Genomic DNA, 12,097 nt, shown 5'->3' with positions numbered 1-12,097 from the left:
GCACCCTACGAGCCGCCCGACAAGGAGTCGTCCCATGGACGGCGTGCGCGCACCGGACACCGAGACCGGCGACGGAGCCGAGCCCACCGGGCCCGCGTCGCTGGGCGGCAAGGTCCGCATCGCTGCCCGGTGGAGTCTGATCAACACCATGGTCATGCGGCTGGGCAACTTCGCGACCGGGATCGTCCTGGCGCGCTTCGCTCTCGGCCCGGCGGCCTGGGGCGTGTACGGCATCGCCCAGACCGTGCTGCTGGTCCTGCTGTCCGCGAACGAACTGGGCGTCGGGCTGGCCATCGTGCGCTGGGACGGCGACGCACGGCGGTTCGCGCCCACCGTGCTCACCCTCGGCACGCTCTCCAGCGGCCTGCTCTACGTCGCGCTGTTCGCGGCGGCACCCACGGTGGCCGGGCTGCTCGGCTCGCCGGACGCGGCGGGCGTCCTGCGGGTGATGTGCCTGTGCTTGGTGCTCGACGGAATGGCGCAGGTGCCAGCGGGCTTCCTCACCCGCGAGTTCGCCCAGGGCAAGCGGATGATCATCGACGCGCTCAACTTCGTGCTCAGCACCGCGGTGACCCTCCTGCTGGCCTTCGCGGGCTGGGGCGCGATGAGCTTCGCCTGGGGAGCCGTGGCGGGCAACGTGGCGGCCCTGATCGGCTGCGCGCTGGCGGCGCCGGGCACCCTGCGGTTCGGCTGGGACCCGCAACAGGCCCGGGAACTGCTCAAATTCGGGCTTCCCCTGGCGGGGGCGAGCCTGCTGGCCCTCGCGGTGGTCAACGTGGACACCATGGTGGTCGGTTCGACCCTGGGCAAGGTGTCGCTGGGCTTCTATGTGCTCGCGTTCAACATGTCCGGCTGGCCCGTGCGGATCATCTCCGAGGCGGCACGCCGGGTCTCCTTCGCCGGCTTCTCCCGGCTGGCCGGCTCACCGCAGGCGCTCGCCCAGGGGTTCAGCCGCGCCCTGGGTGTCCTGGTCACCGGCACGGTCCCGCTGTGCGTGCTGCTGGCCTCCTTCGCCGGCCCGGTCGTCGAGATCGTCTACGGCAGCCGGTGGCTTCCTGCCGCCAAGGCGCTGCCCTGGCTGATGGCCCTCGGCCTGGTGCGCATCGGCGGTGAACTCGCCTACGACTGCCTGGTCGCGATCGGGAAGCGCCGGTCGCTCTTCCTGGTGCAGGGCCTGTGGCTGGCCGCGCTCGTCCCCGTACTCGTCGTCGCTGCCCGTACCCACGGCATCGTCGGAGTCTCGGCCGGCCATGTCCTGGTCGCCTGCTGCATCGTGGTGCCGGCCTTCCTCTTCGCCCTGAACCGGGGTGGGATCAGCGCCGCTTCCATCGCCCGGGCCTGCGCGTGGCCCTTCCTCGGGGGAGCCGTGATGGCCGCGATCACCTTCGGCCTCGGCCGGCACGTCGGCGACAGCCGGCTCGCCCTGCTGGCCACCGGCACGGCCGCTCTGGCCTGCTACGTGGTGTGCGTACTGCCCAGCCGCGGCTTCCTGCGCGGGACCCGGCCGCTACGGCAGGAGACCACATGACCGGCGGGCACGGAACGATCGCGAACAGAAGGAAGGGGCGCGGACTGCTCGCGGCGCTCCTGCTTGTGGCCGCTGTGGCGCTGGGCGTGGTCGCATCCTGCTCCGGGGGCAACGACTCCGCGCTTCCGTCGTGCCCCGACACCGCGATGACGTGTCCGGCCGGCGTCACCGCGACGGCCGGCGCCTCCGCGACCGGCACCGCCGGATCCGCCTCCGCCGCCGGACGGAGCCAGGGCGGTTCCGCGCGCTCCGGCGCCAGGGCGACGCCGCGTCCCTCGTCCACCGGGCCGCCCGGCGCCAAGTCGACCCGGGCGGCGGGCGTCTGCGCGTCCCCGAGCGACTGCGGCTTCCCCGGCGCCCGGAGCACCGGCCCGCGCATCCCCCTCACTCCGCACAGGACCGGGGCCATGAGCGTCAGGACCAACGGCCAGGTCATCAGGGGCTGGGACATCACCGGTTCACTCGACATCTACGCGAACGACGTCACCGTCGTCGACACCAGGATCAGCTCGACGAACTGGTGGGGCATCAACTTGCGCGCCGGATACGGCGGCCTGCGGATCATCCATTCCACCGTCACCGCGGTCCCCGGCAAGGGGCCCGACAACGGCGGCGAGGACTACGCGGTCTCCAACATGGGGGAGAGCTCGGTCGAGGTCGGCTGGAGCGACATCTCGGTGTTCGGCAACGCCCTTTCCATGGGGCAGGGCAATCTGCACGACAACTATGTGCACGACATCGCCGCATTCATGAACGCGAGCGGCGGCTGGCAGCACACTGACGCGGTGATCAGCGGCGGCGGCAGCAAGGGGCATCTGATCATCCGCCACAACACCCTGCTGAACGCGACGGGCGTGACCCAGGGCGCCTCCGCCAGCGTCGGCCTGTTCGCCGACACCGGCAACGTCGCCAACACCACCGTCGACGGCAACTGGCTGGCCGGCGGCGCCTATTGCCTGTACGGCGGCGGCGCTGGGGCCACCGGGATCCAGGTCACCGGCAACGTCTTCTCCACCCAGTACCACCGCAATTGCGGCGTGTACGGCGCCGTCGCGGCCTGGAGCGCCGCGGGTGCCGGAAACGTATGGAGCGACAACCGGATGTCGGACGGCAGGACGGTCACGCCCCAGGCGTCCTGAGACCACGCCCGGCCAAGACCAAGAGAGGACACCATGCGACGTATCGCGCGAGCCCCCTGGGAACTGCTCAAGCGGACCTTCGGCTGGCTCGTGCTCTTCGAGGCCAGGAACAAGGTCGTGCTGGCGGGCTCCGCCCTGCGGCTGCGCCGCTTCGAGAACGCCGAGACGAAGCGGCTCGCCGCCGTACGCGAGCAGATCCCCGCCGCCCTGGTCGCCACGGTGATCGCCACGCACCGGCGCCCCGACGCCCTGCGCGCGGCCGTGCGCTCCGCCCTGGAGCAGACCGTACGGGACCAGGTCGTCATCGTCGTCGACGACGGCGCGGGCCTGCCCGTACTGCCGCAGGACCCGCGGCTGTTCGCCGTGTCGCTGGCACGGAACACGGGCACCGCGGGCGTCGTGCGCAATGTGGGGATCCGGCTGACCCGGTCGCGCTATGTGGCCTTCCTGGACGACGACAATCTGTGGGAGCCCGGCCATCTCGAGCGGGCGCTGGCGGTGCTGGAGGCGCCCGGGGGCCCCGAGGGCGTCTATACGGCCCTGCGCCGGGTGCTGCCCGGCGGGGGCGAGCTGGACATCCTGTCGGTGCCGTTCGACCGCCGCAGGTCCGCCCACGAGGCCTTCCTGGACACCAACGCCTTCGTGGCGCGCCGCGATCGCGCCCTGCACTTCAGCCGGCTGCACCGCACCCCCGACGTCCTGCCCCGCGAGGACTGGGAGCTGATCCGCCGCTACAGCCGGCGGCACGAAGTACGGCATGTGCCGTGGCCCACCGTCCGCTACCTGGTGAACCCGGCGAGCTTCTACACCGAGTGGCAGCTCACGGACCCGGCGTCGCCCGCAGAGCGGAAGGCCTGAGCAGAGCGGCCGCCGCCGCCCGGCTCGCCGCCCTGCCCAGCGCGGCCCGCGAGGTCTCCCGCAGCAGAACGGCCGCCCGGAACGCGGCGGTCGCCACGGCCGAGTGCCTGCGCCGGTAGAGCCGGACCCGGTTGAGGGTCAGCAGGGTCCACAGGCGGGGCGAGACCTTGGAGTCGCCGCCGAGATGGACGGCTGCGGTCTCGGGCGCCAGCCGGGTGACGTAGCCGTGGTCCCGGGCACGCAGGCAGTATTCGGTCTCCTCCGAGTACAGGAAGAACGACTCGTCCCACGGACCGCAGGCATCCAGGCAGTCCCCCGACAGCGCCATCAGGGCCCCGGTCGCCCAGTCCGCGCAGGTGCGCTGCGCGTACGCGGCCGGGTCGGTGACCAGTTCGCTCCAGCGCGGGAACCGGCCGGCCCTGCGGTTGCCCAGGACCGCCTCGCCGAGCGCCCGGGTCACACTCGACTCGCGGCGCAGCGAGTGGACGAGGGTGCGCTGGTCCTCCTCGTACAGAAGGGGAACGCTGATCCCCACGCGGGTGCCGTCGGGTGCGGCGGTGCCGAGCGCGGCCACAAGGATCCCGGCGCATCCCGGCCGCATCCGGATGTCGGGGTTGCACACCAGGGCCGCCCGGTAGCCGCCGTTCCACCGCGCGGCGGCGCGCAGGGCCGCGTTGACACCGGCGGCGTACCCGGCGTTGCGGCCGGTCGGTACGAGTGTGGCATCGGGGGCGAGAGAGCGCACCAACTCGGGGGTGCCGTCGGCCGAGTCGTTGTCGGCGACGACGAGACGCCAGTCGAGCCCGGCCATGCCCTCCGTGAGCGAGGCGAGGAGCCCCGGAAGCACAGCGGCACTGTTCCAGGTGACGACGAGGACGGCGACGGGGCCGGTGTGCGCGGCCTCGGTGTGGCGGGGCATCAGGACTCCACGGGTTGGGGTTCGGCCACTCGCCGCACGGGCACGGCGACGGTCGTCGCCGCGGCGGCGGTCTCCTGCGAATCGCGTCGGACGAAGCCGAGATAGCTGCCCCCGGCGCCCAGCGTCAGGAAGAACATCCCCGCGAACATGGGGAAGCTGAGGGCGTCGAAAGTGGCGCTGATGACGAGCGCCACCAGCGACGAGGCGAAGAACGCCTGCCCCAGCTCACGGTCGGAGTCGGTACGGGCCAGCCGGCGGATGGCACCGCCGGTGTGGATCCCGGTGACGTAGAGGGTGAGCAGCGCGATGAGCCCCAGGACGCCCATCTCGGCCAGCGTCAGCATGTACTGGTTGTCCGTGAAGAAGTACAGGTCGGGCGTGAAGGTCCCGAACCCCTGCCCGAACAGGGGGTGTTCGGACAGATAGGGGATGATCTCGCTGTACTTCACGGTACGGGCCTGGGTGCTGCTGTCGGAGTTGGACAGGAAAGTGGCGAACAGCGTGGTGATGGTCCCGATCAGGCCGGGGATGATCACCTTGAAGCCGCCCACGGCCGTCACCATCAGGCCGATCGCGGTCCAGCGCCGCTGCGGCTTCCAGCGGGGCACCATGATCAGGGCGATGATGAGGATGCCGATGACGGAGGTCCGCGACACGGTCAGCGGCAGAGCGCCGGCCATGATCACGACGGGCCCCCAGCGGCGGTGCACGCGAAGGTGCCGGCGTACCGGGTCGAGCGCCTGCTGAATGGCGAACGGCACCAGGATCGCCAGCATGCCGCCGAACTCCAGCGGCTGGGCCGTGGTGGAACGCGGCCGGGTGAAGGAGCCGCGGTCCATGGCCGTGACCTGGGCGACGCTCGTCTGGAGGCCGGGGATGTGGATGGAGTCGGCGATGTTGGTCGCGAAGAAGAAGTCGTAGTAGCCGATGGCGGCCACGATGGTCCCCATCACGATGACCCGGCGCATCAGGACGTCCAGCCGGCTGCGCTCCTGGATCGCCGCCGAGGTCAGGACCACCAGCGACACCCACACGACCAGCCCGATGAGCCCCCGGTCGGCGCCGAGGACCTCCTCGTGCGAACTCATCCGGGTCGCGTCCGCGATGTACGACAGCAGCACCGCCGTGGCGAGCAGGCACATCGCCACCCGTGGCAGCCTGGTCCCCGGAGCCGGGCGGATCCGGCCACCGAGCCACGTCGCCAGGTACCAGAGCAGCCCCAGCAGCGCGAAGACGTTGGCCGGTGTGCCGACGCCGCCGAGCGCGGGCAGGGCGAGGTTGGAGGGGATGAAGAAGGCCAGCGCCAGGTAGACGGTGAGGATGCTGGTGGCGTCCACTCTCCGCCGCAGAAAACCCCCGGTCTCCAGGGGGGCGGGCAGCGGCAGCGGTTCACCGGTCCTGAGGGCACGGCTCCGGCGCCGGACGACGTTCACGCCCTCGGCCAGGATCGACAGCATGAACGCGCCGACCATCCCGGAGATGAGGACGGCCGCGATGTCCTGATAACGGCTCTTGGACTGCGAAACCGGCGTCTGCGGCAGGACCACCTGCGCGGTCTGGACGAAGTACGTCGACGGGACCTTGGAGGCGGCCTGGAGCGCCTTCAACTGCTCGCCGGCGAAGGCGGTGAGGGTGTTGGTCTCCCGGTGCACCTTCGCCCGGTCGGTCCCGGTGACGGACAGGGCCAGCAGTGGGCTCGACGAGTCGTTCGCGAACCCGGCCGTGTACCGGTCGGTGACCCCGCGCGACTGCAGGTCCTGGGCCGCCTCGTTCGACACCAGCGCCCTGATCAGCACGTCGGCCGTGACGATCAGTGAACCGCCCGCGTTCGAGATGGGGTTGCCGAAGGTCGGGGCCAGCCGGGCGACGGCCGTGGAGTCGAGCAGTGCGATGGAACTCTGCGACTGGTACGACACCGGGATCGTCTCGTACAGATACCCGCCCGCCAGGAGACTGAGCAGGGTGATCGGCACCATGAAGTACCAACGCCTGCGCAATATGCCCAAGATCTCATTGAGGCTCACGAACCCTCCCCCCGGGCCGGCATGTGCGACCGAGCGCTCCGTGCCCCGGGAAAGCATAGGGCGTGTGAGGATTCGGTGGCGGCTTGCCCCACGTCCTGCGAGTATCGGTGTAGACGGAAGGAATCCGCGTGTCGCCTGGTGAGGTCGCCGACGCATTGCTGCGCCGCTGGTATGTGCTCGTGCTGGCGATGCTTCTGACTGCCGCCGGGGGCTATCACGTGGTGCGCCCGACCCCGCAGTACCTGAGCTCGGCGGTGGTGGTGCTCAAGCCGCCGGCGACCGGGAACCAGCCGAACCAGCTGGCCAATCTGCAACCGCCGCTGGCCGTGGTGTCCTACGGAGTCATCCAGCAGCTTCAGTCGCCGGACGGGCACCGGGAGTTGGAGGCCGCGGGTGTCCGCGGCACCTACCAGCTGATCCCGCGCAACAGCGGCACCAGCGCGACCCCGCGCTACCTGATCCCCTCGTTGCAGATCCAGGCGCAGCAGTCCGACCCAACCCTGGCCGACACGATGGTCCGGCGGGTCGTCGCGGCCTACACCCAGAACGTGAACGATGTGCAGGCGGCGCAGAAGATCCCGGCCGCGTCGCGGATCACCGCGACCGTCCTGGTGCCGCCGAGCGCCGCCCTGGTGCAGGGTGTGAAGAGCCGCGCGCTGGCCGGTGTGGCGCTGCTGGGCGGCCTCGGCGGACTGCTGGCCGCCCTGTGGACCGACCGGCTGATGCTGTACCGGCGGCGGAACGCCCAGGGCCCCCGCCGACGGCACGCGCCGGAGCGGCTCCCGGTTCCGGTCTCCCGCTGAGGGCAGTGGACGGCGCATCAGATACCGCGCCGCTTCCAGGACTCCCACCACAGCCACTCGCGTCCTCGCTCGGCCACCGCGGACAGCACCAGCGGCTGAAGGTACGGCATCGCCTTCGCTCCGACGCGCTGCCGCAGCCTCAGCGCCCGGTACTCGGGAAGCGCCGCGAAGCCTGGCAGGCACTCCCGGGCGAACGCGACGAGCTCGTCGACCGGGACCGCGTCCGTGCGCCCGCGGTCGTAGGCGCGGTAGGCCCGGCGCAGCGCGAAGCGGGCGAGCCGGGTGTGCACCGCGGCCGACAGCCGCTCGGCGTCCGGGATCCGGCCGGCGCACTTGTCGAGTACGGACTCGTAGGCGATCAGGCGCTGCCGCAGGTCGTCGAGCTGCCCGCCGAAGTCCACGGTGGACATGTTGCCGCCGTGGACGCGGTAGAAGGCCTGGTCCGCGCCTTTCACGTAGCCGACGTCGGCATGGGACGCCAGCCGCATCCACATCTCGATGTCGCCGGCGTGGGGCAGCGCGGGGTCGTAGCCGCCCACCTCCCGCTGCAGACTGGTCCGCACCACGACCTCGGGCGAGGTGATGCATCCGGTGGCCTCACGGAATCGTCGCTCCAGCCACCACTGCCCGGGGTAGACGACCGAGCCCGTGCCGCGGGTACGGGCCTTCGGCAGCGGCCCGCCGTGCTGGAAGCGCAGCGGCCGGCCGTAGGCGAACCCGGCCTCCGGATGGGCGTCCAGCAGAGCGGCGGCACGTACCAGCGCGCCCGGGACCAGCCGGTCGTCCGCGGACAGCAGGGTGACGTAGTCACCGTCGGCCCATTCCAGCAGGCCCTCGTTGTAGGTGGCGATATGGCCCTTGTTCCGCTCGTGGACGCGGACTTCGATCCGCGGGTCGGAGGCCGCCAGCTTGTGCGCGGTCTCCGCCGAGTCGTCGGGCGAAGCGTCGTCGATGATCAGAACCCGGACGTCCGGGCCCTCCTGCTCGTCCAGGACGCTGCGCACGCAATCGGTCAGGAAATGGCCGTACTTGTAGCAGGGAATCACGACGCTGACGGTGCTCATCAGTGAGATGCCAATCCCCGGTGGCCCCGGGGGAGGCGGCCCGGTCCTGCCAGGCCGCCTCCCCCGGTCCGCACCGGTGGGTACGGGTGGATACGCCCGGGAGCGCGCTGAAGACCTGTGCCGGGCTCCCGGTGTCCGGCCCAGGCCTTCAGCACACTCCTAGCCGGAGTGCTTCCTGCTCTTGCGGGTGGTCGTACTGGTCAGGGTCCAGCTGCGGGTCTTCACCGTGTGGCGGTGCGCGTCCTTGGCCGTGAGCGTGACCAGGAACCGCGTGCCGTCCGGCAGCGGACTCGACAGATGTACGGACACCTCGCGGGTGGCCCGGTTGTACGAGACGACGCCGGTGACGTGCATCTTCCTGGCCGCCTTCGTGCCCGACAGCACGGTGACGGTCGCCTGCACGCTCGACACCTTCGTTCCCGCCGCGAGCGTGGTGACCAGCGGGTGGGCGGCGTCGGCGGTCTGGACGGCCGCCGTGGCGGACACGGTGACCTCCGAGGTGCTCGCGGACAGCGCGGAAGCCGGATCGGTCGCGGTGAAGACCGGGCCGACCCAGTAGTTCGCGGAGCCGTAGGAGCCGCCCGGGAAGGCCGAGTCGGTGCCGTAGTGGTACAGCCCGTTGGGGCTGCCGCTGGTGTCGGCGGGAGCCGTCAGCGGGTAGGACTGGTGCGCTCCGGAGAAGTAGCCGCCGTCGACCGCGTAGTTCCCGTTCGGGGCGTGGTACGAGACCACGTACGGGGTGCCCGCGGCGATGGCCACCGGGGAGGCGAAGGTCAGCTGCTGCCAGCCGGAGGCCGTCTCACTGGTGAAGGTGCCGGTGGCCAGCAGCGTCCCGTCGGCGGACCACAGGCTGCCGGTGTGCGTGCCGGTGTTGCCCGTGCCCTTGTAGAAGGAGACGCCGGTGACCCAGCCGCCCACCGCCGACTTGAAGCGGGTGCCCAGCTCCAGGGAGTTGGAGTCGCCGGTCGCGTCGGTCGTGGCCGGCACCGTGCTGGAGTTCCACAGGCTGCAGGGGCAGGTGACGGCGGGTGGTGTGGCGCTGGTGGTGAATGTCCACGTGTGCGAATCCGCCATCGCGTTCCCCCACAGGTCGGCGACCTGCACGGAAGCGGTGTACGTGGTGTTCAGCGCCAGTTCCGTGGACGGCGTGAAGGTCACGCTGTTCGCGGAGCCGGCCGTGGTGTTCCCCGGCACGGTGGTGCCGGCGGCGTCCTTCACGGTGAACTGCAGTGTGGTGGAGTCGATGCCCTCGTTGAAGACGGCCGACACCGGGCTGGTGATCGACACGCCGGTCGCCGCGGACTGCGGCGTGGTCGTGGTGACCGCGGGCGGCGTCGTGCTGGCCGACGAGGTGTCCAGCACCGCGTCCACCCAGTAGTTGCTGCCGGCCGACTGCGAGGACGGGAAGCCGCCCGACGCGCCGTAGTGGTACACGCCGTTGCCGCCGTCGGTGCCGGACTGCAGCGCGGTGAGCGGGGCCAGGCCCGCGGCCTGACCGGTGAAGTAGCCGCCGTCGTAGGAGTATCCGCCGCCCGGGGCGAAGTAGGAGGCGACGTAGGTGGTGTTGGCCTTCACCGGCACCGGCGAGGAGAAGTTCATCTGCTGCCAGCCGGACGCCGTCTCGTTGGAGAAGGTGCCGGTGGCCAGCCGCTGGCCGGAGGCGCTCCACAGGCTTCCGGTGTGCGTGCCGGTGTTGTTGGGGGACTTGTAGAAGCGGACACCGGTGATCGACCCGGTCACCGAGGTGCGGATCTTCACACCGAGCTCCACCGCGCTGCCGTCGCCGCTGTTGACGGTGCCGGGCACGGCCGAGGCCGGCCAGACGGTGCAGGGGCAGGCCTGCGGGCCGACGGCCATCGGGACGGTGGTGACGGCCCCGATGTTGATGCTGTCGTCCACCGCGCGCACCTTGACCGACGCCGGGCCGGGTGTCGCCGGGGTCCAGTTGTAGCTCCAGGACGTGGTGCCCGTGGCGGCGTTCCAGGTCGTACCGCCGTCGGTGGACACCTCGACGCGGGCCACCTGGCCGCCGGAGTCGGTGGCGGTGCCGGTGATGCTGATCGGCTTGAGCGCCGGGGCGGTGATGCCCGAGGCGGGGCTGGTCACGGTGACCGCCGGGCCGGTGGTGTCCGTGGAGGCCGTCGCCTGGACGAGGGTGCTCTGCAGGGTCTGCGGCTGGATGCCCATGTCGGCGATGATGTTCACCGTCGCCTGCTGCATCCGCTTGTCAGCGGTGACCACGGTGTCGGCGGGGTTGCTGGTCGGGACGTTGGTCAGACCCCACGACCACTGCACGGTTCCCGCCCCGAACACCAGGGCGTGGGAGTCCTGGTCGCGGAATTCGACGAGATTGTGCGTCGCGGTTCCGTTGCCGTAGACGTTGCCCCAGTCCTGGCGGAACTTGCCGTCGGTGATGTCCACCGTGGTGGACGACAGGTCGATCTCACCGGCCGGTCTGGTGCTGTTGGCCAGGTCGCTGTCCCACTCGTAGCCGAGCGTCCCGGTCGGGAAGGTGGCGGTCTGGCTCGCGGACAGGCTCGCGACCGTGGTGTTGCGCCACAGCCGCAGCTTGGCGTACGAGCCGGGCACCGTGATCGCGTCGCTGCGATAGCCGTTCACCTGGAACATGGAGCCGGTGAGGATGTTCTCGGGCGCATAGGTGTCGCCGTAGTTGGTTCTGGCCGGGTCCATGAAGGTGCCGGTCCATTTTCCGCTGGGGTCGGCTATGCCGTCCGGTGTCGAGAACTCCATCTTGGTCATCTTGTAGCCGGCCAGCGTCCGGTTGGCCGTGCTCGTGCCGTCGATGCTCGGTGCGAAGCGGGTTTTCCAGAACGCCTCGTTGCCGCTGAAGAAGGACTCGTTGACCCCGGCCTTGCGGGCCGCCAGGACGTTGTCGTACTGGTCCTGTGTCCAGTACTCGTCATGGCCCGAGGACATGTACATCTTGTGGTTGAGGAGCAGTGATCCCTTGGTCGACACATCAACGCCGGACAGATAACTGACGTCGTAGCCGTTCTGTTCCAGCCAGGAGATCATCTCGAACTCGGAGCCGAAGACGCCGTTGTCACCGCCGACGTCCAGAGGCCGGTTGTAGCTGACCTGGTAGGCGCGTCCGTCGAGCGCGGGCCCGGTGCCCTGGTAGAGGTTCTGGCCGCCCCACATGTTGTAGGCCTGCCAGGTCTCGTCATCGGTCTGCACGACGATGTCGGAGTGGCTGGACTCGCTCTTCACGACGAACGGATACGGCATCACGCCATTGCCGTCCGTCTGGTCGAAGTTCGCGATGTACACGCCGGACACGGCGTCGCTCGGCACCGTCCAGGTCGCGGTGACCGGCCAGTTGCCGCAGTCGACAAGGCCCGAGGCGGAGTCGGAGTTGCAGTTGAGCGGCTTTCCGTCGGCCACCCCGTCGGTCACGGTGGTGTCGATCGGGCTGCCGGCCGTGCCGTTCTTGGTGAAGTTGGCGGCATAGGTCGCGGACGCCTGGGCGGCGGTCGACATCTGGCGCCCGCCGTCGCCGCCGTAGTAGCCCAGACGGTAGATCTCGACGTGGTACGAGACCGGGGACTGGACCTTGAAGTGGATGGTCTCGCCGGGCTGGAGGCTCTGCTCGGCGGAGAATCCCTGGACGTTCCCGTAGGCGTTGGGAGAGAACCAGTCGGACATGGGTGTGCCCGTTTTGGAATTCTCACAGACGATGGGGTTCATTCCCGACCCGCATGGATCGGACGCCGCGTGGGCGGTCACGGCCTGCGGCAACAC

Annotated in this window: 8 protein-coding genes; 4 read left to right on the top strand and 4 right to left on the bottom strand. The window is 70.5% G+C overall.

Features of this window, described 5'->3' with window-relative positions; translation table 11 throughout:
• Nucleotides 1-34 precede the first annotated feature (34 nt).
• The 3 genes from FCI23_RS05200 to FCI23_RS05190 are packed head-to-tail and all read left to right on the top strand — an operon-like array spanning nucleotide 35 to nucleotide 3,525.
• Nucleotides 35-1,528 carry an oligosaccharide flippase family protein gene (locus tag FCI23_RS05200; RefSeq protein WP_136722229.1) on the top strand — a complete coding sequence of 498 codons (1,494 nt, stop codon included), beginning with the start codon at nucleotides 35-37 and terminating at the stop codon, nucleotides 1,526-1,528.
• Nucleotides 1,525-2,667 carry a hypothetical protein gene (locus tag FCI23_RS05195; protein ID WP_136722228.1) on the top strand — a complete coding sequence of 381 codons (1,143 nt, stop codon included), beginning with the start codon at nucleotides 1,525-1,527 and terminating at the stop codon, nucleotides 2,665-2,667. Before FCI23_RS05200 ends, FCI23_RS05195 begins: the two co-directional genes overlap by 4 nt.
• Before the next feature lie 33 nt (nucleotides 2,668-2,700).
• Nucleotides 2,701-3,525 (top strand): glycosyltransferase family 2 protein, encoded by an 825-nt coding sequence (locus FCI23_RS05190; RefSeq protein ID WP_136722227.1) that lies wholly within the window; start codon nucleotides 2,701-2,703, stop codon nucleotides 3,523-3,525.
• Here FCI23_RS05190 and FCI23_RS05185 read toward each other — a convergent pair.
• Both FCI23_RS05185 and FCI23_RS05180 read right to left on the bottom strand, forming a co-directional pair.
• The gene (locus tag FCI23_RS05185) at nucleotides 3,488-4,444 is read right to left on the bottom strand and encodes a glycosyltransferase family 2 protein (RefSeq protein WP_136722226.1); all 957 of its coding nucleotides are present in this window, start codon (nucleotides 4,442-4,444) and stop codon (nucleotides 3,488-3,490) included. The genes FCI23_RS05190 and FCI23_RS05185 overlap by 38 nt on opposite strands.
• Entirely contained in the window at nucleotides 4,444-6,468 is a 2,025-nt protein-coding gene (locus FCI23_RS05180; RefSeq protein ID WP_136722225.1) for an O-antigen ligase family protein, read from the bottom strand. The genes FCI23_RS05185 and FCI23_RS05180 overlap by 1 nt, the downstream gene beginning before the upstream one ends.
• Nucleotides 6,469-6,596: 128 nt before the next feature.
• Between FCI23_RS05180 and FCI23_RS05175 the strand changes: the two genes are divergently transcribed.
• Nucleotides 6,597-7,271 (top strand): hypothetical protein, encoded by a 675-nt coding sequence (locus FCI23_RS05175; RefSeq protein ID WP_136722224.1) that lies wholly within the window; start codon nucleotides 6,597-6,599, stop codon nucleotides 7,269-7,271.
• 17 nt (nucleotides 7,272-7,288) lie between these two features.
• Here FCI23_RS05175 and FCI23_RS05170 read toward each other — a convergent pair whose 3' ends face one another.
• Nucleotides 7,289-8,335, bottom strand: a complete 1,047-nt coding sequence (locus FCI23_RS05170; RefSeq protein WP_136722223.1) for a glycosyltransferase family 2 protein — start codon at nucleotides 8,333-8,335, stop codon at nucleotides 7,289-7,291.
• 159 nt (nucleotides 8,336-8,494) lie between these two features.
• Nucleotides 8,495-12,001, bottom strand: coding sequence for a DUF4082 domain-containing protein (locus FCI23_RS05165; RefSeq protein ID WP_246143358.1), 3,507 nt, complete (start codon nucleotides 11,999-12,001; stop codon nucleotides 8,495-8,497).
• Nucleotides 12,002-12,097: the final 96 nt, after the last annotated feature.

The organism is Actinacidiphila oryziradicis (genome assembly GCF_005047355.1).
In the GTDB taxonomy this organism is placed as follows: domain Bacteria; phylum Actinomycetota; class Actinomycetes; order Streptomycetales; family Streptomycetaceae; genus Actinacidiphila; species Actinacidiphila oryziradicis.
This window is presented reverse-complemented; position numbering and strand designations above follow the sequence as displayed.

Bases quoted from the DNA above. Each gene is read 5' to 3' on its own strand.
- FCI23_RS05200 (WP_136722229.1), top strand. From the start codon at position 35: ATGGACGGCGTGCGCGCACCGGACACCGAGACCGGCGACGGAGCCGAG.
- FCI23_RS05195 (WP_136722228.1), top strand. From the start codon at position 1,525: ATGACCGGCGGGCACGGAACGATCGCGAACAGAAGGAAGGGGCGCGGA.
- FCI23_RS05190 (WP_136722227.1), top strand. From the start codon at position 2,701: ATGCGACGTATCGCGCGAGCCCCCTGGGAACTGCTCAAGCGGACCTTC.
- FCI23_RS05185 (WP_136722226.1), bottom strand. From the start codon at position 4,444: ATGCCCCGCCACACCGAGGCCGCGCACACCGGCCCCGTCGCCGTCCTC.
- FCI23_RS05170 (WP_136722223.1), bottom strand. From the start codon at position 8,335: ATGAGCACCGTCAGCGTCGTGATTCCCTGCTACAAGTACGGCCATTTC.
- FCI23_RS05165 (WP_246143358.1), bottom strand. From the start codon at position 12,001: ATGTCCGACTGGTTCTCTCCCAACGCCTACGGGAACGTCCAGGGATTC.